Below are 21322 nucleotides of genomic sequence, written 5' to 3' on the forward strand. Positions count from 1 at the left end.
CCATGGCCACCAGCAAAGGCGCGGGCAAGAGCCTCGTCCGTGCCAGCCTCGCGATCCACGAGCCGCCCGTCGGCGGGAGTACCACCCCGGGCGGGCTCATCAAGACCTTCGCCTTCGACTTCAACCCGGCGCAGCTGTCACTCACCCGCCGCGCCCAGTGGAAGACGACCCCCGCACAGATCGAACGGGACGGCTCACTACCGGAGTTCATGGGTTCGGAGCCACGCGAGATGAGCGTCGAGATCTTCCTCGACTCCTCCGACGAGCCCTCCAGCAACTCCGTGCTGAAGAAGGTCGAGTCACTGCTCGCCTGCTGCGATGTGACCACCAAGTCCATTGCCGCCAAGCAGCCTTCACCGCCGTGGGTGGTGTTCCAGTGGGGGTCCTTCTCCACCGCCCGCTTCACCGCCTACGTCTCCTCCGTCGAGGCCGCCTACTCGCTCTTCGGGACGACCGGCGTGCCCATCCGCGCCACCTGCCGACTTCAACTGCACGAGATCCCGAGCAACACCAAGGGCCAGAACCCGACTTCGGGCGCGCTCACCGCCCGCCGCGTGCACCGGGTCGTCGCGGGCGACTCGTTGCAGTCGCTGGCCTGGCGGGAGTACGGCGACTCCGCCGCCTGGCGGGCCATCGCCGAGGCCAACGGGATCGACGACCCGACGCGGCTGGCGAACGGTGTCGAACTCGTCCTGCCCGCCGCCGAGGAGGTGCGTTCCTGATGGTGAAAGCCGCGTTCTCCAACGTCGTCGAGGTGAGGATCGGAGGGGTCAAACTGCCGTCCGAGTACGCCCGTTGCCTCGTCGACAGTTACGTCGACCAGGGCGTCGGCGTCCCGGCGGCATTCCGGCTCACCTTCCGGGATCCGTACCGGCTGATCCTCGGCAAGCTCGGCGTCACCTTCGGGACGAAGGTCGTCATCGCGCCGGTCGCCGACGGACAGGGCGCCTCCGATCCGCTACTGACCGGTGAAGTCACGGGACTTGAGGCCGACTACGACGGCACCGGCACCTTCACCGTCGTACGCGGCTACGACTTCGGGCACCGCCTGCTGCGGCAGCGCCGCGTCGCCGCCTACCGCAACCAGAGCGCCTCCGACATCGCCCGCAAACTCGCCGCCCAGGACGGCGTGCCGATCGGACGGATCACCTCCACACGCACGGTCTACGAGTTCATCTCCCAGTCCAACGTGACCGATTGGGACTTCCTTGCCCGGCTCGCCGACGAGAACGAGATGGTCATGTCGGTCGACGCCGACGGCAAGTTCCAGTTCGTGGCGCCGAAGCCCTCCTCGGGTGCGCCGTCTCCCGAAACCGACGGCGACAAAAGTCCGTTCGTGCTCCAGGCCGGGCACGACATCCTGCGGCTGCGGGCCGCCGTCACCGCCGCCGATCAGGTCGGCAGCGTAGAGGCGCGCGGGTGGGACGTCACCACCAAGAAGAAGCTCACCGCCAACGCGCCCGGCACCTCCAACCCTGGTATCGGCATCGGTACCACCCCGGGCGCGGCGGCGGGCAAGTTCAAGACGGCCAAGCTGGTCGAGACGGGCACGCCCTACGACAAGCAGAACGAGGTCAAGTTCGCCGCCGACGCCCTCGCCGACGATGTCACCTCCTCCTTCGCCGAGCTGGAGGTCGTCGCCCGCGGAAATCCCAAGCTGCGCCCGGGAGTTCCGGTCGCGCTGGCCGACGTGGGCACGCCCTTCGAGGGCAAGTACACCGTCACCTCCGTACGGCATGTCTTCGGCGACGGCAAGCACTACGAGACCTGGGTGACGGTCAGCGGACGGCAGTGGCGCTCGCTGTACGGGCTGGCCTCGGGCGGCTCGGAGACCGCGCCCCGGCTGCCCGGTGTCGCCAACGCCCTTGTCACGGACGTCAACGACCCGCTGAAGCAGGGGCGGGTGCGGCTCCAGTTCCCGTGGCTGGACGACACGTACGTCAGCGACTGGACGCGGACCGTGCAGCTGGGCGGGCTCGGTGGCGGCGGGGTGTTCCCGATGGACGTCAACGACGAGGTGCTGGTCGCCTTCGACCGAGGGGCACTCGACCATCCGTTCGTGATCGGCGGGCTCTACAACGGCAAGGACCAGCCGACCGTCGTGAGTGATGTGCCGTTGCACGACGCCGTACGCAAGAAGGCCAGCCGGCACACCCTCTCCGACCGGGACGGCAACCGGCTGGACCTGCTCAGCCAGAAGACCGGCGGCCGTAAGCAGGGGGTCCGACTGACCTCCGGGGACAAGCAGTTGACGATCAACCTCGACCGCACGAACACCGAGATCGTCGTCGACAGCAAGGGCGACGTCACCATCAAGGGCAGCCACTCGGTGTCGGTCGAGGCCGGTCGCGATCTCACCCTCAGTGCCCGGCGCAGTCTCACCATCAAGAGCGGCGGGCCGCTGACCATGGAGGGGCGGGGGCTGATCAACATCAAGTCGACCACCGGAGCCATCACGTTGGACGCGATGGGCGCCCTCAACATGAAGGCGATCGGCAACGCGATGCTCACGGCGGGCGCGAGCGTCCAGATCAACTCCATTGCCAACGTGGGCATTCGGGCCGTCACCGTGCCGATCATGGGCGTGGTCACCCTCAACGGCCTGGTACCGATGGTGATTCCGGCATGAGCGGCCCAACAGGCAGGGAACAGGCAGGTGTTGGCTGATGGCCGAACAATTCGTGGGCTCCGGATGGTCGTTCCCGCTGCGCATCGGGCCGACCGGCGGTATCGCGCTGGTCAGCGGGGAGCGCGAGGTCGAGGAGGCGATCCGGCTCGTGCTGTCCACCGCGCCGGGTGAACGCCCGATGCGGCCCGACTTCGGCTGCGCGATCCACGACCTGGTCTTCGCACCGGTCAACGAGCAGACCGCGGGCCGTATCCAGCACGAGGTGCACGTCAGCCTCGACCGCTGGGAGCCGCGCATCGAGGTCGAGGACGTCGAGGTCACCGCGGGCACCGAGCAGAGCGTGCTGTACATCGACGTCCGCTACTCGATCCGCGGCACCAACAACCCGCGCAGCCTCGTCTTCCCCTTCTACGTCATCCCGTCCCACGACGAGCCGGACGACACTCCCGGTACGCCCGGCACGGCTGCTGAAAGCGACTACTGACCGATGGCTCTGCCCTCCCCGAACCTCGACGACCGGCGCTTCCAGCAGTTCGTCGACGACGCCAAGCGCTACATCCAGCAGCGCGCCCCGGAGTGGACCGACCACAATGTCTCCGACCCCGGCGTCACCCTCGTCGAGACGGTCGCGCACATGGCCGACCAGATCGTCTACCGCCTCAACCGGGTACCGGACAAGAACCACTTGGCCTTCCTCGACCTGGTCGGCATCACGCTCTTCCCGCCGTCGGCGGCCCGCACCGACGTCACGTTCTGGCTGTCGGCGCCCCAGGAGGAACCGGTCCAAGTGCCGCTGGGCACCGAAGTGGCGACGATGCGCACCGAGGGCGAGGAGGCGGTCGTCTTCGCCACCGAGCGCGAACTCGCCGTCGTACCCGCCGCGTTGCGCCACCTTGTCGTGCAGCAGCGGGGCAAGCAGGTCGTCGACCGGACCCACGACCTGGCCGAGGGCAACCATGTGATGTGCTTCGCCGAGTCGCCCGACCCCGGCGACGCCATGCTGTTCGGCCTGACCGCCGCCGTCCCGCACTGCGCCCTCGCCCTCGAACTGGACAGCCGCGTGGACGGAGTTGGCGTCGACCCGCGCCAACCGCCCCTCGTGTGGGAGGCCTGGACCGCCGACGGCTGGCAGGCCTGCGAGGTGGACCGCGACGGCACCGGCGGCCTCAACCGGCCCGGCGCGGTGGTCCTGCACGTGCCCGGCGGCCACACGCTGTCCCGAAACGGCGGCCAGGAAGCCGGCTGGCTGCGCTGCCGCGTCACCGAACCGCACCCCGACCAGCCCTTCTACACCACCTCACCGACTGTGCGTTCCGCCGAGGCCTTCACCATCGGCGGCACCACCACCGTCGTGCACGCCGACACGGTCCACGACGAGGCGCTCGGTGAGTCCACCGGCCTGCCGGGGCAACGGCTGCGGCTCGCCCACACACCCGTCGTCGGCGACAATCCGCCGCTCCTCCTCCAGACCGCCGAGCACGAGGGCTGGACGGACTGGCAGGTCGTCCCGCACTTCGCCGCCTCCGGCCCGTACGACCGCCACATCACCCTCGACGCGGCCACCGGGGAACTCGCCTTCGGCCCCGCCGTCCGCGAACCCGACGGCACCCTGCGCCAGTACGGCATGGTCGCCCCCAAGGGCTCGGTGATCCGCGCCCGCCGCTACCGCACCGGCGGCGGCCGGTCCGGCAACGTGGCCCGCGGCGCCGTGCAGATCCTGCGCAGCTCCATCCCGTACGTCTCCGAGGTGATCAACCGCGAGGCGGCACGCGGGGGAGTGGACGGCGAGACCGTCCAGGAGGCCAAGACCCGCGCCCCCATCACCCTGCGCGCCCAGGAGCGGGCGGTCACCCTCCGGGACTACGAGGAGCTGTCCCGCCGGGCCGCCCCCGAGACCGCCCGCATCACCTGCCTGGAGGGCGACGAGGGCGAGCACGGGGCCTACGCCGTACGGGTGTTGGTGGTCCCGCAGGCGGTGCCCGATCCCGGCGGACGGCTCCGCTTCGAGCAACTCGTGCCCGGCGACGCCCTGTTGGACCGCATCACCCGGCATCTCGACGAACGGCGTCTGATCGGGACCCGGTTGGCGGTCGGCCCGCCCTTCTACCAGGGCGTCACCGTGGTCGCCACCGTCCACGCCTTCCGGGGCGTCGACACCGACCGGGTGCGCCGTCAGACCCACGACGCCCTCTACCGCCACCTCGATCCGCTCACCGGCGGATCGGACGGCAAGGGCTGGCCGTTCGGGCGCCCGGTGCAGTCCGGCGAGGTCTTCGCGGTGCTCCAACGGGTGCCCGGCGTCGAGCTGGTCGACCAGGTCGTCCTGCACCCGGCCGACCCTCTCACCGGCAAGCGCGGCGACCCCACCGACCGCATCGACCTGGAGCGGCCGTCCCTGGTGTTCTCCTTCGACCACCGCGTCCGCGTGATCGGAGACGGCGCGTGAACACTGCCAACTCCCCCTCAGGAGGCCCGCGTTGAGAGGATCTGTGGACGGCCTCGGCTCGTCCGCGCCCATCGGGGCGATGCTGCCCGCCGTGTTCGCCGACGACGACCTCGCCCAGCGTTTCGTCGCCGGGCTCGACGAGGTCGTAGCGCCGATTCTGAGTGTGCTGGACTGCCTGGACACGTACTTCCGGCCGTCGCTCGCGCCGCTCGACTTCGTTCAGTGGCTGGGCAGTTGGGTCGGAGCGGAGACCGACGGCAGCGAACCGGAGGCGCGGCTGCGGGCCGCCGTGGCCGCCGCCACGTATCTGCACCGCATCCGCGGCACCCGGCGCGGTCTGGCCGAGGCCGTCCGGCTCGCCTTCGGGGTCGAACCCGAGATCACCGAGAGCGGCGCCGCCGACTGGAACGCCCGCCCGCTTGGACCGGTCCCCGGCGAACGCAGCCCCCGGCTCCACGTCCACCTGCGGCTGCCCGCGCCGACCACCCTGGACACCCACCGCCTCGACGCCCTCGTGGCGGCGGCCCGCCCCGCCCACATGCCGTACACGGTCCAGGTGACCGCCACCGTGCTCGCCGAAAGGAACCCCGAGAGATGACGACCACCCAGAGCTGCGCCGAATGCGGAACCCGCGCGGAACCGGGCCAGTCGTTCTGCGACGCCTGCGGGGCCGTCCTCAGCTGGACGGACCGCGCGGGCGCCCGTGCCGGTGCCGGTGCGGCGGCCGAACGCGGTGAGGGCAACAGGGTTCCGGGGCAACGGAGTTCGGCCGAGGACGATCCGGCGGCCCGACTCGACGCACTGTCCCTGCGGCTCGACGCGATGGCCGCCGGGTCGTACGACTCCGTCGGCGCGGGCAGCCTGCCGGAACCCGAGAACGGCGATGCGTCCCACCCCGCGACCCGCCTGGACGCGGACCCGGCGGTCGCCGCGGCCCCGCCCCAGACCCCGTACCCGCACCCCTCCTCGGCCCTCGCGCCCCACCTTCCCCACGACGGCGACGGGACCGTTCCAACTCAGCCGGTGCCCGCCACCCCGCCCGAGTCGGAGGCCGAGCGAGCCCGACGTCTCCTCGTTCCGGTCGACGACCCCGAGCCCCGGCAGGCGCCCTCCGTGGCGCCCGTGCTGCCCGGGCGCCCGGTGGCCGCGCGTCCGCAGTCCGTGCGGGCACCCGGTGTCGAACCCGGCGCGGTGGGCGGAGTGCCCTGCCCCTGGTGTGCGACGGCGAACCGGCCGGACCGGCACTACTGCACCCGGTGCGCGATGCCCATGGCAGGCGAGGAGCAGGTCGCCGGCCGGCTGCCCTGGTGGCGGAGGATGCTCACGTTCCGCAGCGGCGAGATCCCGTGGGCGGGGGACCGGCCGCGGCTGCGCCGTACCTTCGACCGGGTGCTGACCTGGATCGGTGCCGCGATCGTCCTGACCCTGCTGATCGTGCTGGCCGTCAACATCCCGCGCGGTGTGCAGGCCGCGAAGGACCACTTCGCCAAACGCGCCCCCGTCTCCCCGGACCGCGTGACCGCCTCCCGCTCCTTCCCGGGCCACAAGCCGGAGTTGGCCTTCGACAAGCTGAACAACACCTGGTGGGGCCCGGGTGTGTCGCAGTCGGGCGAGGGGCAGTGGCTGGAGGCCAAGTTCGACGAGCCGACACGGCTGCTCGATGTGCTGATCACCCCGGGTGTCTCCACCCGCGCCGACCAGCTCGGCCAGTCGGCGCTTCCGCACCGGATCGAGGCCAGGATCACCACGGCCGACGGAAAGACCACCACCCGCGAACTCAGCCTCGACCAGGGGGCCGGAGCCCAGCGCCGGGCCTTCCGGGTCGGCGAGGTCACGTCGGTGCGCTTCACCATCGAGTCGGCCTACGGAGCCTCGGGAAAGAAGCAAGTGGCCATCGCCGAGATCGAGTTCTTCGGCCCGTCGAACTCGGGCGGCTCCTGACCCACGGCGGCGGGTGTCTCAGGCCAAGTCGGTCTCAGGCGTAGTCGGTCGCGGGGACCGTGGCGTAGTGGCTCATCATCTCGATCGTCGACTCGGCGTTGAACTCGCGCCCGCCGGCGATCATGTCCCGCAGGTCACGGAAGTACTGCACGAACAGGTCGGGCGTGAAGGTGTTGATCATCACGGCGGGTTCGTCGCCGGGGTTGGCGAAGGTGTGCGGGGCGCCGGGCGGGATCATCGCGAGGGTGCCGGCCGGGGCGACGTGGACGGTCTCGCCGATGGTGAAGTGCACGGTGCCGGAGACGACGTAGAAGCCTTCGTCGTGCCGGCCGTGGCGGTGCTGCGGCGGCCCCTGGGTGTGCGGGGCGAGGGTGATCTCGCCGATGCCCAGGCGGTGGCCGGTGGTGCTGCCGTCCTCCAGGATGCGCATCGTGACCGGGCCCAGACGGATGGACTCGCCGTCCTCCGGACCGACCACGGAAACCTCGCTCATCTCGAACTCCCTTGTCTTCGCAGCGCGTTGTGCGCCCTCAGGACAGTAGGACAGTAAGCTGGCAACCCTTGTCATGCAAGTGCACTCTCATGATGAGAGTCGGTCGTGATAAAGTGCGGAAGGGACGGACGGCAGCGACGAGCGAAGACGGGGATGTGACGAACCGATGGCGACAACCCAGACGGACACGGGCCGCAGCAATCAGAAGAGGCGCACCCGTGCGGCGATCGTCGAGGCGGCCCGGGTGCTGATCGGCGCGGGCAGCGAGGTGACCATGCCCGAGATCGCCCGCGCCGCCCTGGTCTCCGAGGCCACCGCCTACCGCTACTTCCCCGACCTTCCCTCCCTGATCGGCGAGGCCCTGGCCGGCGTCTGGCCCGACCCGGCCGAGGCGCTCCGGCCGGTCGCCGACTCCCGCGATCCCGTCGAACGGATCGCCTACGCCTGCGAGTTCCTGCTCCGCGGCATCCTGACCCGCCAGGGCGGAGTGCGCGCCATGATGGCCGCGACCATCGTCCGTCCGGACGCGGAGAGCATGCGGCCCGGGATCCGTTTCGGCCTCATCGACCACGCCCTCGCACCCCTGGACGGCACCCTGGGCGTGACGGATCCGGACGCGTTCACCCAGCTCAAGCGGGGCCTCGCGGTGGTCGTCGGCGCGGACGCCCTGTTCACCCTCACCGACCAGCTGGGGCTCACCCCCGACGAGGCCGTCGCCAGCGCCGTACGCACCGCGACCACCCTGACGGAGGCGGCGGTGCGCACGGCGGCGGTGGGCTAGGAGACCCGGCCCGAGATCTCTCGACTCTCCTACGGCGTACGGTCAGTCGGGTCACTCGCCAGCCAGTGCCCGTCCGTGGTCCAGCCGAGCAGCCGACGGGCCCGGCCCCGGTCCGCCGTACCGTCCGGGCCGAAGCCGCCGCCGTCCACGACCAGCCGCAGCCCCGCCAGGGCGGGCGCGAGACGGGCCGCGACATGGAACGGGTGCCGGCCCGTCTCCGCGTCCAGGCCGGCGAGCACCCGCCGCTGCTCGGCCGGCGGGCAGAGCGACAGATGGAACACCAACTGCCGCCAGGCGTAGGCCGCGTCCTTGATCGTGGCGTACGGCCGCGGGTTGCCCCGCACTCGGCCCGTCAGCCGGCACACGGCCACGAAACAGCTCCGCGCCAGCTCGGCCCAGCCCGGCTCCGGGGCGATGCCCACCCGGTGGACCAGCGTGGCCAGATTGTGCGTGGTCAGGATCTGCGCCTGCTCGATCACCTTGCCGTTCTCCGCCACCCAGGACCCGTGCGAGCCACCGGACTTCGTCCCGGCCGGCGCCGAGGACGCCGCCCGGGCCCGCTCCGCACACAGCCGCGCGAACCCCGGAGAAGTCCGGGGCTTGACCGAGCGGCCCGCCGCCTCACTCGCCTCGGCGACCGCCAGCCGACGGATCGCCTCGTAGTCGATGCCGTAGTACCGCTCGTACAGCGAACCGCCGAGCAACTCGCCCGCGATCCGGGCCGCGACGAGGAACTTCGGCCCGAAGGTATTCATGAAGATGTCCGCGGCCAGCTCCTCCACCAGCGGAGCGCCCAGCTCCGACTGGCGGACGAGCACGCCGAGTTCGCGTACGAGCGGGTTGGGCAGGATCGTCCCCGGGAAGCCCCGCACGGCCAGCTCGCCCAACTGCCGTAATACCAGGGCCGCTTCGGCCGAGCCGTCGCCCCGCTGCGCGGCCACCGCCCGCACCCAGGGCAGTTCCTCGATCCGGACCTGCCGCTCCAGGTTGAGCAGGAGCAGCGAACGGCGGTTGCGGAACGCGCGGTAGTTCACGGCCATCAACGCCCGCAGCGCATCGTCGTCGTAGGCCCGCGCGCTGGTGACGGCGACCAACTGCGGTACCAGCTCGGCCAGTACCTCGGCCGAGGGGACGACTCCCCGCTCCACCAGGACACCGACCGGTGCGCTCAGCGCGCCCTCGACCACCCGGCTTATCACAGGCGGGAGTCGGGCGCCCGCGGGGACGCCGGTCTCCTGCTCCTCCGGACCGGACACGGGGGCCAGTACGGGGGTGAGGTCGGCGATGCCCGACTCCTGGGGCAGCACGGCGAGCCGGCCCAACACCACCTGCGCCAGGGCGTGATGGGAGGGCTGAGCGGCCTGGACCCGCTGCGCGCTCCGCAGTTCGGTGTGCGCCGCCGATCCCGGCAGCCCGCGCCGCCGCACCATCGACGCGACGGCGTGCCGCAGCAGCCCGAGCCGGCGCGCGTCCAACTCCCGCCCGGCGACGGTCTTCTCCAGCGCGCTCCGCAGAATGCCCAGGTTCTCCTTCGGGCTGCGGTGCTTTCCGCAGCGGGTGTGCTCCTCGGCCAGCAACCGGTAGCGGCTCAGCAACTCGCCACCTCGTGCCAACCAGGCCTCGTCCGGGGCGAGTTCGAGCACCTGCCCGTCCGCCCCGCCCGCCGTCTCCAGCCAGTGCGCGAGCAACTCGTCCCCGAACGGCTGCCATACGGCGAGTGCCTCGCGCTGTGTCTCCACGGCATCGTTCGGACGGCGCCGGACCAGCCTGTTCACGGTGTCGTCGACGGTACGGCGGTGCAGCGCGTCGGTGTCGTCCGAGGCGGGTCGGCCGGTCGACGGGCGCGGCAGGAACCGGAGTTGACCCGCGAACGGCTCCAACTCCGCGACCAGGTCCAGCGCGGCGGCCGTCTCCCCGTGTCGCACCAGCCACGCCATGGTGAGCAGCGCGCCCTCCTCCGGCACGGTCACCTCGTACCGCCCGCTGTTCAACCGTCCCCACAGCCAGGTGAGTCCGCTGTCGGTGAGGCAGTGCGCGAACAGTGCCCGCCGGTCCGCGGGCACCCCGAACCGCTCCGCGAGCGCGCTCTCGTACGGCTGGAGCGGGCCGCCCGCGCCCGCGGCGCCGGTGGCGAAACCACCGCGCACCACCTCGGGGGTGACCCAGGCCGGGAACCCGGCCACCGGGGTCCGCGAACCGACCGCCAGCCACCCACCCGCCATTCCGGTGAGCACGGTACGCCAGCGCTGCGCGCGGCCCTCCGCGCGACGGCGGGTGTCGGCGTCCTCGTGGGTCCGCGCGGTCGTGAAGGCCTTGGCCAACTGGCCCAGGGCATAGCCCGGGGCCGCGGTGAGGTGCTGCTGCTCAGCGTCGTCATCCATAAGCCGACGTGGCGGGTACTGCCCCCGCGCCCTCCGGGTCCAGAGCCCGGTGCTCTCCTGACTGAGCTACACGTCGATGAGCAGCGACGTTAGAGGTGGAACAGGTGGCCGTACAAGTGGATTTCGGTCACAGCACCTTCCGGTGGACCAGCGCCGACAGCAACAACGCCCCCGGCAGCAACGGCACCCACACCGTCAGGACGCGGTAACCGATGACGCTCGCCGTGGCCAGATCCATGGGGGCGCCGAACGCGACCATCGTGAACACCGTCGCCGCGTCCACGGGACCGATTCCGCCGGGTGCGGGCACGGCGCCGACCGCGGTGCTGGCGGCGAGGAACGCGAGGACCACCTGCGCCCAGGACAGCGGCATGCCGAGCGAGGCCCCGACGGCGAAGATCACCGTGGCCTGCAGCACGGGAGCGGCGGCGGCCCCGCCCCACAGGGCGAGGATCCGGCTGGGCATGGTGTGCAGCTGCCGTACGTCGGTCAGGGCGGTGCGGACGCAGCGGAGGACCGGGCTGCGCAGCCGTCGTACTGCGCACAGCAGGACGGTGACCGTGGTGAGAACGGTCGCCAGGCTGCCGACGGCGAGGAGCAACGACCAGCCTCTGGGGGCGAGTTGGCCGAAGCGCAGCATCTCGGGGAAGGAGATCAGGAAGACCAGCAGTACGAGTGTCTTGGCGATCGGCCGGACGAGTGAGTAGAGGGCGAGCGAGGCGGTGGCGCGGGGGAGCGGGATGCCCTGGCCCTGGAGGAAGCGCAGGGTGACGGCGTGGGCGCCGATGCTGGCCGGCAGGGCGTGGTTGGCCGCGCCGGCCGCGAACTGCGAGGCGATCAGCAGACCGGTCGGCAGCCGGTCCGGCACGGCACCCTGGCGGACCAGGGCGGCGGTGCCCCAGCCGAGGCAGGTGAAGAAGAACGCGGCGAGCAGCCACCAGGGGTCGGCGGAGGCGAGCCGGGCGGTGCCCTCGTACATGGCGCGCCAGTCGACCGCCGCCCACACCACGATCAGCAGCAGGGGCAGCAGGGTCAGGACCTTGGTGGCGAGGCGTGCGACGGAGGGGAGTCGGAAGGGGGCGGGGGCGGGAGTGGGGCCGGTGGTGGAGGCGGGGAGCGGCCCGGGGATGTCTTCGAGCGGAAGCAGGGACACGAGGCGAAACGTTCCCATCCGGTATGACGCAGTGGTGTCGGGAAGCGGAAGGGGCGCGGGCGGCTGGGCGAAGCGAACGGCTCTGAAGAAGTGTAGTCGGCGTCAAATCATTGCCTGAATCAACAATCCATCGGTTTGTTGACTTTAGGTTGAGCGAGCCATTTGAATTCCAGTATGACCCACGCCGAGCGTTCGTCCGCCGCCCTCGCCCTGCCCGTCGACCTCGACGAGGCGGCCCACCGCTGTCTGGTCGCAGGCTTCGACGGCGTGACGACCGTGCCGGACACCCTCAAGCGGCTCATCGACCGCGGCCTCGGCGGGGTCATCCTCTTCACCCGCAACATCCGGGACGCCGGGCAGGTGCGTCGGCTCACCGACGAACTCCGCGCCCTGCGCCCCGACCTGCTCGTGGCCATCGACAACGAGGGCGGCGGCATCGGCCATCTGGTCAACGCCGACGCCCCGGACGCCCCCGGCTCCTACGCCCTCGGAGTCGTCGACGACCCGGCCCTGACCGCCCGCTGCGCCGACGCCCTCGCCGGCCATCTCGCGACCCTCGGCATCACCGCCTCGTACGCCCCCGTCGCCGACCTCCAGCACCAGCCGCGCAACCCGATCGTGCGCACCCGCTCCTTCGGCGCCGACCCCGAGCGGGCCGCCCGCCATCTGCGCGCCTGGATCACCGCCACCGACGTACGCGGCATCGCCTCCTGCGCCAAGCACTTCCCCGGCCACGGCGGCACCGTCACCGACAGCCACGACGGCGTCGCGATCGACCCGCGGCCCTACGACGAACTCCTCGTCGACCTCGAACCGTTCCGCGCCGCCGTCGCCGCGGGCGTGCCCATGCTGATGAGCGCCCATGTCGTCTTCCCGGCCCTGGACGCCAACCGCCCCGCCACCCTCAGCCGCCGCATCCTCGGCGATCTGCTCCGCCTCGACCTCGGCTTCGACGGCGTCCTCGTCAGCGACGCGCTGGAGATGAAGGCGATCGCCGACGAGTACGGCGAAGCGGCCGGCGCCCGTATCGCGCTCGCCGCCGGAGCGGACCAAGTCATCGTCGCCGTACCGGACTTGGCGGTCACCCTGGCCTGCCGGGACGCCGTCCTCGACGCACTGCACGCCCGCATGCTCGCTGAGGAGCGGGTCTGGGAGGCGGCCGGCCGGGTACGCCGGCTCGCCGAGCGGTACGCGACGCCCCGCCAGGCGGTCGCCGCCTGGGACGCGACCGCCGGCCTTGAGGCCGCCCGCCGCGCCGTACGCACCCGGCCGCTGCCGCCGCCCGTGCGCGGCGCCCATGTCGTCGACCTGTTCCCGGCCCCGCACCCCGCCCTGAACTGGGGCGGCGAGGACCTCCTCACCGAACTCCGCGCCATCGACCCCACGGCCACCGGCATCGCCCTCAACGAGGAGCCGGTCGACCCCGCCGCCCTCGTCGACGCGATCGGGGACCGCAGCGCACCGCTGGTCATCGCCACGTCCGACGCCGTCCTGCACCCCTGGCAGGCCCGGCTGCGCGACACCCTGGTGGCCCGCCGGCCCGGCGCGATACGCGTCGACACCGGCCTGCCGGAGGGCGGCACCCTCTGTTCCTACGGCCGCGGCCGGGTCAACCTGCGGGCGGTCGCGGAGGTACTGGCCGTCGGGTGAGTGTCACGGCAGGTGTACGACTTCCTTGATGCCGCGTGCCGCCAAGTACCCCTGGTCATCCGCCCGTTCGGCCAGTACGACCGCCGGACGCAGGCCCTCCGTGCGCAGCCGTATCCACTCCTCGAAGTACGCGCCTCCGGGACCGGACACCGAGCGGGTGCCCGGGGTGCAGTCCAACACCAAGGCGATGTCACGGAGTTGGACGGTGTGCGGCTCGGCGATCGCGGCGGCGAAGGCCTCGGCGATCGGCTTGGCGCGGCCCTCCGAGTCGAACAGGCCCAGCGTGTATTCGAGTTCGGGATAGTCGGCGAGCGAACGGTCCACGTCGTGCGAGCACCACCACGTCACCCCCCACAGCCCCTCGCACTCGGCCGCGTTGCGTACGGTCGCGCGCGCGAACTCCGGGGCGTCGGACGCCGGGATGTGCGGCTCCGGCGCACCCGTCTCCTGGACCCAGACCGGCCGGGCCGGGTCGGTGGCGTACGCCTTCGCCAACTCCGTGCCGTACTCGGCGAGATGGAGCACCTGCGGAGAACGCGGACCGTAACGGCGGGCGCAGTCGCCCGAGAACACCCACGGGTGCACGGTGGTCAGATCGCCCTTGCGGGCCGAGGCCTCAGGGGTGAACGGATGGTCGTCGCCGTACCAGGCGGCGTCGTACGCGGAGTGCGTGACCAGCCGGTCCGACGGCAGCTGCTCACGGGCGGCGGCCAGCAGCGTGTCGAGATAGTGGTCCACCTCGTCCGCCGTCACCGGGTTGTGCTCCACCAAGTTGTTCAGCTCGTTGCCGAGTTGGAGACCGATCAGGTTCGGGCGGTCGGCGAGGGCGCTGCCCAGGGTGCGCAGCAGCTCCGCCTGGGCCGTGATCGCCTCCGGGTCGGTGAACACATTGCGGTGGTGCCAGCTGCGGGTCCACTCCGGGTAGAAGTCGAAGCTGGAGAGATGTCCCTGAACGCCGTCCACGAGGACGTCGAGGCCCGCCTCGCCCGCCAGGTCGACCAGGTGCACGAGCTGGTCCACCGCGCTCCTGCGGATCAGCGTGCGGTTGGGCTGGAGCAGCGGCCAGAGATGGAAGATCCGCACGTGGTCCAGGCCGAGCCCGGCTATCTGGGCCAGGTCCTCACGCGCGTGCGCCGGGTCGAAGTCGTGCCAGGAGTGGAACCAGCCGCGGCGCGGCGTGTAGTTGACGCCGAAGCGAAGCGTAGGAATGGGATCCTCCCCGGGTCCGGTCTTGCCCTCCGTGAATGTATCAACCACCATAGTCAGTAATGAGCAATGATTTGAACCAGGAATTCATCGGTGATCTCGTCGTCGGCCTCGATGCCGGCGGCACCCGCACCCGCGCCGTCCTCGCCGCCGCAGAGGACGGACGCCCGCTCGGCGAGGGCGCGGCCGGGCCCGGCAACGCCCTGACCGTCCCGGTCCCGCGCATCACCGATCACCTGGCCGAGGCGATCGCCCAGGCCGTACCGGAGGAGGCGCGCGCCCGAGTGGTCGCCGTCGCCGGCGGCTTCGCGGGCGCCACGGCGGCCTCCACCGAGGAACCGGGCCACGTCAACGCCCGCACCGCCCTCACGGCGGCGCTGCGCCGCCTCGGCATCCCGGCCGACCGGGTCCGCGTCTGCAGCGACATCGAGGCGGCCTTCGCCTCCGCCCCCGGCACCCCCGCCGACGGCCTCGCCCTGGTCGCCGGCACCGGCGCGGTGGCCCTGCGCATCACCGACCGCCGCTCCACCGCCACCGTGGACGGCGACGGCTGGCTCCTCGGCGACGACGGCAGCGGCTTCTGGATCGGCCGCAGCGCGGTACGGGCGGCGCTGCGGATGGCGGACGGACGCGGACCTACGACCACCCTGGCCGGGTCCGTCGGACAGGCACTCGGAGTGCCGGCCGAGGCGCTCCCCGGCACCCACTGGTCCCGCGCCCACCGCGAGGCCTACCGCATGCACGTACTCCCCGCCGTCATGGCCGAACTCCCCATCCGCCTCGCCCGCTTCGCCCCGCTGGTGGTCGAGGCGGCGGAGGAGAAGGACACGGTGGCGGAAGGGATCCTCGGCGAGGCGGCGGACCAACTAACCGACACCGTACGGGCGTTGAACCCGGCCCACGGGGAACGGATCGTCGCCACCGGAGGATTGCTCGGCCCCGAAGGCCCCTTGACGACCCGCCTCACCGCCCGCCTCCACCCCCTCGGCCTGACCCTCGACTGGGTACCGGACGGCTGCCGGGGCGCGGTCGCCCTCGCCCGGCTCGCGTACGACGGTGACGACCGATGACCGACACCACCACGCCCCTCTACCGGGACCCCAACGCCCCTGTCGACACCCGGGTTTCCGACCTCCTCGCCCGCATGACCCTGCGGGAGAAGGTCGGCCAGCTCAACCAGCGCATGTACGGCTGGGACGCCTACCGCCGCACGCCTGAGGGCTTCCACCTCACGGACGCCCTACGCGCCGAGACCGCCCGCTTCGCCGGACTCGGCGCGCTCTACGGCCTGTTCCGCGCCGACGCCTGGTCCGGCGTCGACCACTCCAACGGACCCGGGGCCGAAGACAGCGCCGCCCTGGCCGAGTTGGTGCAACGCCATGTGATCGACAGTAGCCGGCTCGGCATCCCGGCCCTCTTCGTCGAGGAGGTACCGCACGGACACATGGCCCTGGACGGCACGGTCCTCCCGGTCAACCTGGCCGTCGGCGCCACCTGGGACCCCGACCTGTACGAACGGGCCGCCGCCCACGCCGCCGCCGAACTCCGCGCCCGTGGCGCCCACTTGGCCCTCGTCTCCGCCCTGGACATCGCCCGCGACCCCCGCTGGGGCCGCACGGAGGAGTGCTTCGGCGAGGACCCGCACCTCGCCGCCCGCCTCACCGAGGCGCTCGTGCGCGGGATGCAGGGCGAGCCCGGTGACGGCTTCGCCGCCGACAAGGCCCCCGTCGTCCTCAAGCACTTCGCCGGACAGGGCGCCACGGTCGGCGGACGCAACTCCGCCGAGTCCGAACTCGGCCTCCGCGAACTCCACGACATCCACCTCCCCGCCGCCCGCGCCGGAGTCCGCGCCGGGGCCGCCGCCGTCATGTCCGCCTACAATGAGGTCGACGGCCTGCCCTGCTCCGGCAATCGCGCCCTGCTCCACCAACTCCTGCGCGAGGACTGGGGTTTCGACGGCCTGGTCATGGCCGACGGCCTCGCAGTGGACCGACTGGCCCGCATCACCGGCGACGCCGTCTCGGCGGGCGCCCTCGCACTCAACGCCGGAGTCGACCTCAGCCTCTGGGACGAGGGTTTCACGCATCTTGAGGAGGCGGTCGAGCGGGGCCTGGTGAGCGAGGCCACCGTCGACGTGGCCGTGGCACGCGTACTCCGCCTGAAGTTCCGCCTGGGCCTCTTCGAACGGCCCTACAGCACAAGCGAGTGTCCACCGGCCGCGCAGGGCAGGGAGCTGAGCACCGCATTGGCGCGCGGCGCGGTGACGCTGTTGCACAACAACGGCGATGTCCTGCCCATCCCGCGAGCCGTCTCCCGCATCACCGTCATAGGTCCCCAATCTGCCACCTACGCACACCAGTTGGGCGACTACACGGCACCACAGCGTTCCGGCGTCAGCGTTCTGGAAGGTCTACGGCGACTCGCCCCGCCCGGCACCGACATCCGCCACGCCCCCGGCTGTGCCCTCACCGGCGACGACCTCTCCGGCATCCCCGAGGCGGTCGCCGTGGCTGCCGCCTCCGACCTGGCCGTCCTGGTGCTGGGCGGCAGCAGCGCCCGTACCCCCGACACGGACTTCGACGCCAACGGAGCGGCACGGAACGCCGTTTCGGAGATGACCTGCGGCGAGGGCGTCGACCTCGCGGGCCTGAGTCTCGGCCGGGCGCAGCACGCCCTGCTCGACGCGGTCACCGCGACCGGCACACCGACCGCCGTCGTCCTGATCCAGGGCCGCCCGCATGTCGTCCCCGAACGGGCGGGAGCGCTGCTCACCGCCTGGTACCCCGGCCCGTGGGGCGGCGAGGCCATCGCCGAGGTCCTGCTCGGCCGCGCCGAACCGACCGGCCGCCTCCCTGTCTCCGTCCCGCGCTCGGTGGCCCAACTCCCCGTCCACTACAACCACAAGGACATCGAGTACGGCGGCTACGTGGACGCCGACGTCGAACCGCTCTACTCCTTCGGGCACGGGCTGTCGTACACGAGCTTCGAGTACGGGACGCCTCGCTTGGCGGGAGACACCGTCGAGGTCGAGGTCACCAACATCGGTAAGCGGCACGGGCGTTCGGTTGTCCAGCTGTACATCCGCCGCCTGCTCGCCCCGGTCTGGCCGCGCACGCTCGAACTGCACGCCTTCCAGGGCGTCGAGTTGGCGCCGGGTGAGCGCCGTACGGCCGAAATTCCCTTCGGCACCGACCAGTTGGAGCGGGTCGGTGCCGTCGAGATCCGGGTCGCTCAGTCCGCGCGGGCCGCACTCGCCGTGGAACCCCTCGTCGTACGCCTCAGAGCTTGACCGCTCCCGCCGAAACGCCCTTGTAGAACCAGCGTTGGGTGATGACGAACAGCACCAGGACCGGGATCACGGAGATCACCGAACCGGCCATCACCACCCGCTGGTCGTAACCGAACGACGAACTCTGCAACCGGGACAGGCCCAGCGTCAGCGTCATGTGGTCCTCGGAGCGCAGCACGATCAGCGGCCACAGGAAGTCGTCCCAGGCGCTGATGAACGTGTTGATGGTGACCACCAGGATCGCGCCCCACGCGGACGGGAGGTACAGGTAGCGGAAGCGCTGCCACTCGCTCGCGCCGTCCAGCATCCCGGAGTCCTCGATCTCGCGGGGTACGGCGAGGAACGCGCCGCGCATCAGCAGGACGTTGATCGCGCCGACGAAGCCGGGCAGCCACACGCCCACCACGTTGTCGACCAGGCCGAGATCGCGGATGCTCAGGAAGAGCGACACCATGATCGACTCGAAGGGGAACATCATCGAGGCGACCAGGAGGATCCAGACCGCCCGACGGCCCTTCCAGGCGGGCTTGGAGAGCATGTAGCCGGCCGTCGTCGAGAACAGCAACTGGCTCGCCACCGACAGGAGTACGACGATCAGACTGTTCCTGATGTACGTCGCCACCGGTACCTGGCTGAAGACCTCGCGGTAGGCGTGCAGGGTCGGGTGGTGGGGCAGCAGGGAGGCGTTCGCGCCGAAGACGTCCTCACCCGTGCCCTTGAGCGAGGCCAGGAACTGCCAGATGAGCGGGCCGACCGTGAGGCCCAGGACGAGGAGCAACAGCAGGTAGCGGAGGACGAGTTCGCGGGGGCGGCCGTAGTCCCGCCAACGCGGGGTCAGGCGCCGGGACTTGGGCCGCACGGCGGTCGCCGTCATGACTCGTCCTCCTTGGTGAGGCGCTGTGCCAGCAGGGTCAGGCCCAGGGTGAGGACGAACAGCGCCACGCTCACCGCCGAGCCGTAACCGGCGTTTCCGGTGATGGGGTCGAGGCCGACGTCCCGGATGTAGAAGGGCAGCGTGCGGTCGGCGCCACCGGGGCCGCCGGTGGAGCTGCCGAGCATGTAGATCTCGGTGAACACGCGCAGCGAGCCGATGCCGGTGAGGGTGCCGACCAGCATCATCGCCTGCCGTACACCGGGCACGGTGATGTGCCAGAAGCGGCGGGCGGCACCGGCACCGTCCATGGACGCGGCCTCGTGGAGTTCCTTTGGAACGTTCCCGAGGGCGGCCAGGTAGAAGACCATGTACCAGCCGAGGCCCTTCCACAGGGTCAGGCCCATCGCGGAGAGCAGGATCAGCCACGAGTCGGACAGGAAGGGGATGGCCGACCGGATCAAGTGGGCCTTCTCCAGCCAGGTGTTGACCAGTCCGTCGTCCGCGAGCAGCCACTGCCAGCTCAGGCCGACGACCACGCTGGAGGCGAGCACCGGCGTGTAGAACGCCGAGCGGAAGAAGCCGATGCCGGGGAGGTTCTTCTCCACCAGAACGGCGAGCAGCAGCGGCAGCAGCACCATCAGGGGGACGACGATCACGGCGTACAGGACGCTGTTGCGGGTCGCCAGCCAGAAGTCCGAATCGTCCAGCATCCGGGTGTAGTTGGAGAGGCCGACGAAGTTCGCGGCGCCACCGAGCGGTTTGGCGTTCGTGAAGGACAGCAGCACGGTGTTGAGGAACGGGAACACCCCGAACACCGCCGCGCAGACGATCGCTGGAGCGGTCCAAAGCCAGGGCAGCCACCAACGGCGGTACAGCGCGGCCCCGTTGGCACCGGGGGCCGGGCCGGGGAGGACCGCTCGGGCGAGTCGGCGCACGCGGGACGTGCCCGGTGCGGAGACGACGGCCTCCGCACCGGGCACGGTCACCGGCTTCGCGGTCTGCGTCGCCACCATCAACCAGCCTGCTTCAGCAGCTCGTTGGCCTTCGCCTGGGCGTCCTTCACGGCCTGCGCCGGGCTCTTCTTGCCCTGCATCGCCAGCTGTACCTGGGACACGATCGCGTTCTGCACGGCCGGCGAGAGGTTCGTCTGGTAGGCCGTGGTCGTCTTGAGCTGGTCGGCGACGAGCTTGCGGGCCTGCGCGAACTGGTCGCTGCCGCTGACGTTCTGGAAGAACGGGTCGTTGAGCGAGGTGGTCGTGGTCGGGAAGATCACCACGTCCGGGTCCTTGGCCCAGGCCGTCTGGTTCTCGGCGTTGGTGAGGTACTCCGCGAACGCCAGTGCCACGGGCGCGTGCTTGCTGGTCGCGGCGACCGAGACGTACTGCGGGGCGCCGGTGGTGCGGCCGAGCGCGTCGAAGGGCTGCTGCCCGACCGCAGTCTTGGCGTAGATCGAGGGGCTGTTCTGCTTCACGAACCGTACATAGCTCGGGTTCGTCGAACCGTAGGCGACCTTGCCCTGCGTGTACGGCGTGGACGGGTCGTTGCTGGAGGACAGCGAGTCCTTGGGCATCGCGCCCTCCTTGTACAGCTTCGCCATCCACGCGACCCACTGTGTGGTGCGCGGATCGTCCGCGAACACGGCCGACTTGCCGTCGCTGGAGAGGGTCTTGATGTTCATCTGGTCGAAGTCCGCCGGGATGCGCCAGATCGGGTTGGCCATCGTCGCGTAGTACTTGCCCTTGGCCGACTTGGCGATCTTCTCGTAGTCGGCGAAGAGCCCGAAGATCGTCGTCGGCGGCTTCGCGGGGTCGATGCCGGCCTTCTTCAACAGGTCGGTGTTGTACGTCAGGACGATGCCGCCGGTGTACCAGGGCAGCACGGTGTGCAGCGCGGAGCCCGAACTGTCCTTGAACGTACTGGACTTCCAGAACGCGGGGACGAACGGCTTCCCGGCGTCCGGGTCCTTGACCCCGAGATTGAGCAGATACCCGGCCTTCGTGAGAGCCGTCGCCGTCTCCGCGTTGAGGTTGATGACGTCGGGCAGCGTGCAGGCCTGGGCGTCGGCCACGTTGCGCTGGGTGAAGGTGCTGTCCCCCGGATCGTCGATCCACTTCACCGACGTACCGGGGTGCGCCTTCTCGAAGGACTTGATGACCCCGTTGAAGAAGGTCCCGAAGTCCTTCTTCAGGTTGGTGGTCTGGAAGGTGATGCCGCCCTTCACCTCACCGGTCAGCTTCCCGGACCCCACGTTCCCCTTGTCGACCTTGCAGCCGCCCGCCGTGGAGTCGCTGTCGCCCGAGCTGCCGGACAGCCCGCAGCCGGCGGCCGTCAGGGTCAGGACGATGATCCCCACCATCGATCCGGTCAGTCTTCCTGTGCGCATCGCTGCCCTCCTGAGCATCAGCCAACAGCTGGTTCAATTAACCAACTTCGACTCCGATTGATGAAAAGGTGGACCAGAATTCATCGGAGGTCAATG

At 71.0% G+C, this 21322-nt stretch carries 17 protein-coding genes and 1 tRNA gene; 10 read left to right on the forward strand and 8 right to left on the reverse strand.

Annotated elements, in window-relative coordinates; genetic code table 11:
- Positions 1-2: 2 nt before the first annotated feature.
- From ACIBJH_RS39495 to ACIBJH_RS39520, 6 genes are read left to right on the forward strand one after another with little or no spacing between them, the layout of a single operon-like run.
- Positions 3-722 (forward strand): LysM peptidoglycan-binding domain-containing protein, encoded by a 720-nt coding sequence (locus ACIBJH_RS39495; protein ID WP_200716866.1) that lies wholly within the window; start codon positions 3-5, stop codon positions 720-722.
- A complete protein-coding gene (locus tag ACIBJH_RS39500; RefSeq protein ID WP_399121761.1) occupies positions 722-2629 on the forward strand; it encodes a VgrG-related protein in 1908 nt (635 codons plus the stop codon). Before ACIBJH_RS39495 ends, ACIBJH_RS39500 begins: the two co-directional genes overlap by 1 nt.
- Before the next feature lie 37 nt (positions 2630-2666).
- A complete protein-coding gene (locus tag ACIBJH_RS39505; RefSeq protein ID WP_362974273.1) occupies positions 2667-3113 on the forward strand; it encodes a GPW/gp25 family protein in 447 nt (148 codons plus the stop codon).
- Positions 3114-3116: 3 nt separating this feature from the next.
- Complete coding sequence (locus ACIBJH_RS39510) at positions 3117-5075, forward strand: putative baseplate assembly protein (protein ID WP_399121762.1); 1959 nt, start codon at positions 3117-3119, stop codon at positions 5073-5075.
- A gap of 31 nt (positions 5076-5106) precedes the next feature.
- Positions 5107-5673, forward strand: coding sequence for a phage tail protein (locus tag ACIBJH_RS39515; RefSeq protein WP_399121763.1), 567 nt, complete (start codon positions 5107-5109; stop codon positions 5671-5673).
- Positions 5670-7016 (forward strand): NADase-type glycan-binding domain-containing protein, encoded by a 1347-nt coding sequence (locus ACIBJH_RS39520; RefSeq protein ID WP_399121764.1) that lies wholly within the window; start codon positions 5670-5672, stop codon positions 7014-7016. The genes ACIBJH_RS39515 and ACIBJH_RS39520 overlap by 4 nt, the downstream gene beginning before the upstream one ends.
- Before the next feature lie 34 nt (positions 7017-7050).
- Here the strand turns inward: ACIBJH_RS39520 and ACIBJH_RS39525 are convergent, their stop codons facing one another.
- Entirely contained in the window at positions 7051-7509 is a 459-nt protein-coding gene (locus tag ACIBJH_RS39525; RefSeq protein WP_399121765.1) for a cupin domain-containing protein, read from the reverse strand.
- A gap of 166 nt (positions 7510-7675) precedes the next feature.
- Here ACIBJH_RS39525 and ACIBJH_RS39530 point away from each other — a divergent pair, with 166 nt between their 5' ends.
- Positions 7676-8290 (forward strand): TetR/AcrR family transcriptional regulator, encoded by a 615-nt coding sequence (locus ACIBJH_RS39530; RefSeq protein WP_399121766.1) that lies wholly within the window; start codon positions 7676-7678, stop codon positions 8288-8290.
- A gap of 29 nt (positions 8291-8319) precedes the next feature.
- Here the strand turns inward: ACIBJH_RS39530 and ACIBJH_RS39535 are convergent, their stop codons facing one another.
- The 3 genes from ACIBJH_RS39535 to ACIBJH_RS39545 all read right to left on the reverse strand — a co-directional run bounded on the left by ACIBJH_RS39535 (position 8320) and on the right by ACIBJH_RS39545 (position 11824).
- Positions 8320-10671 carry a hypothetical protein gene (locus ACIBJH_RS39535; protein WP_399121767.1) on the reverse strand — a complete coding sequence of 784 codons (2352 nt, stop codon included), beginning with the start codon at positions 10669-10671 and terminating at the stop codon, positions 8320-8322.
- 3 nt (positions 10672-10674) lie between these two features.
- Positions 10675-10747, reverse strand: a tRNA-Gln gene (locus ACIBJH_RS39540).
- Positions 10748-10798: 51 nt separating this feature from the next.
- Positions 10799-11824, reverse strand: a complete 1026-nt coding sequence (locus tag ACIBJH_RS39545; protein WP_399121768.1) for a YbhN family protein — start codon at positions 11822-11824, stop codon at positions 10799-10801.
- 174 nt (positions 11825-11998) lie between these two features.
- Between ACIBJH_RS39545 and ACIBJH_RS39550 the strand changes: the two genes are divergently transcribed.
- Positions 11999-13474: a glycoside hydrolase family 3 N-terminal domain-containing protein gene (locus ACIBJH_RS39550; RefSeq protein ID WP_399121769.1), complete on the forward strand. Its 1476-nt coding sequence runs from the start codon at positions 11999-12001 to the stop codon at positions 13472-13474.
- A 3-nt stretch (positions 13475-13477) separates the two neighbouring features.
- On the opposite strand, the gene ACIBJH_RS39555 is transcribed toward ACIBJH_RS39550, so the two are convergent.
- Complete coding sequence (locus tag ACIBJH_RS39555; RefSeq protein WP_399121770.1) at positions 13478-14734, reverse strand: glycosyl hydrolase; 1257 nt, start codon at positions 14732-14734, stop codon at positions 13478-13480.
- Between the two features lie 8 nt (positions 14735-14742).
- On the opposite strand from ACIBJH_RS39555, the gene ACIBJH_RS39560 reads away from it, so the two are divergent.
- Together ACIBJH_RS39560 and ACIBJH_RS39565 are read left to right on the forward strand one after the other, a co-directional pair.
- On the forward strand, positions 14743-15750 hold the full coding sequence (locus ACIBJH_RS39560) for an N-acetylglucosamine kinase (RefSeq protein ID WP_399121771.1): 1008 nt from the start codon (positions 14743-14745) through the stop codon (positions 15748-15750).
- Complete coding sequence (locus tag ACIBJH_RS39565) at positions 15747-17969, forward strand: glycoside hydrolase family 3 N-terminal domain-containing protein (protein ID WP_399121772.1); 2223 nt, start codon at positions 15747-15749, stop codon at positions 17967-17969. Before ACIBJH_RS39560 ends, ACIBJH_RS39565 begins: the two co-directional genes overlap by 4 nt.
- Here the strand turns inward: ACIBJH_RS39565 and ACIBJH_RS39570 are convergent.
- From ACIBJH_RS39570 to ACIBJH_RS39580, 3 genes are read right to left on the reverse strand one after another with little or no spacing between them, the layout of a single operon-like run.
- The gene (locus ACIBJH_RS39570; protein ID WP_399121773.1) at positions 17959-18843 is read right to left on the reverse strand and encodes a carbohydrate ABC transporter permease; all 885 of its coding nucleotides are present in this window, start codon (positions 18841-18843) and stop codon (positions 17959-17961) included. The two genes, ACIBJH_RS39565 and ACIBJH_RS39570, sit on opposite strands and share 11 nt — an antisense overlap.
- Positions 18840-19856, reverse strand: a complete 1017-nt coding sequence (locus tag ACIBJH_RS39575) for a carbohydrate ABC transporter permease (RefSeq protein WP_399121774.1) — start codon at positions 19854-19856, stop codon at positions 18840-18842. Before ACIBJH_RS39575 ends, ACIBJH_RS39570 begins: the two co-directional genes overlap by 4 nt.
- Positions 19856-21226, reverse strand: coding sequence for an extracellular solute-binding protein (locus ACIBJH_RS39580; protein WP_399121775.1), 1371 nt, complete (start codon positions 21224-21226; stop codon positions 19856-19858). The genes ACIBJH_RS39575 and ACIBJH_RS39580 overlap by 1 nt, the downstream gene beginning before the upstream one ends.
- Between the last annotated feature and the right edge of the window lie 96 nt (positions 21227-21322).

This window comes from Streptomyces sp. NPDC050548 (genome assembly GCF_044457385.1).
GTDB lineage: Bacteria > Actinomycetota > Actinomycetes > Streptomycetales > Streptomycetaceae > Streptomyces.

Bases quoted from the DNA above. Each gene is read 5' to 3' on its own strand.
- ACIBJH_RS39495 (WP_200716866.1), top strand. From the start codon at position 3: ATGGCCACCAGCAAAGGCGCGGGCAAGAGCCTCGTCCGTGCCAGCCTC.
- ACIBJH_RS39500 (WP_399121761.1), top strand. From the start codon at position 722: ATGGTGAAAGCCGCGTTCTCCAACGTCGTCGAGGTGAGGATCGGAGGG.
- ACIBJH_RS39505 (WP_362974273.1), top strand. From the start codon at position 2,667: ATGGCCGAACAATTCGTGGGCTCCGGATGGTCGTTCCCGCTGCGCATC.
- ACIBJH_RS39510 (WP_399121762.1), top strand. From the start codon at position 3,117: ATGGCTCTGCCCTCCCCGAACCTCGACGACCGGCGCTTCCAGCAGTTC.
- ACIBJH_RS39520 (WP_399121764.1), top strand. From the start codon at position 5,670: ATGACGACCACCCAGAGCTGCGCCGAATGCGGAACCCGCGCGGAACCG.
- ACIBJH_RS39525 (WP_399121765.1), bottom strand. From the start codon at position 7,509: ATGAGCGAGGTTTCCGTGGTCGGTCCGGAGGACGGCGAGTCCATCCGT.
- ACIBJH_RS39530 (WP_399121766.1), top strand. From the start codon at position 7,676: ATGGCGACAACCCAGACGGACACGGGCCGCAGCAATCAGAAGAGGCGC.
- ACIBJH_RS39535 (WP_399121767.1), bottom strand. From the start codon at position 10,671: ATGGATGACGACGCTGAGCAGCAGCACCTCACCGCGGCCCCGGGCTAT.
- ACIBJH_RS39550 (WP_399121769.1), top strand. From the start codon at position 11,999: ATGACCCACGCCGAGCGTTCGTCCGCCGCCCTCGCCCTGCCCGTCGAC.
- ACIBJH_RS39555 (WP_399121770.1), bottom strand. From the start codon at position 14,734: ATGGTGGTTGATACATTCACGGAGGGCAAGACCGGACCCGGGGAGGAT.
- ACIBJH_RS39560 (WP_399121771.1), top strand. From the start codon at position 14,743: ATGAGCAATGATTTGAACCAGGAATTCATCGGTGATCTCGTCGTCGGC.
- ACIBJH_RS39565 (WP_399121772.1), top strand. From the start codon at position 15,747: ATGACCGACACCACCACGCCCCTCTACCGGGACCCCAACGCCCCTGTC.
- ACIBJH_RS39570 (WP_399121773.1), bottom strand. From the start codon at position 18,843: ATGACGGCGACCGCCGTGCGGCCCAAGTCCCGGCGCCTGACCCCGCGT.
- ACIBJH_RS39575 (WP_399121774.1), bottom strand. From the start codon at position 19,856: ATGGTGGCGACGCAGACCGCGAAGCCGGTGACCGTGCCCGGTGCGGAG.
- ACIBJH_RS39580 (WP_399121775.1), bottom strand. From the start codon at position 21,226: ATGCGCACAGGAAGACTGACCGGATCGATGGTGGGGATCATCGTCCTG.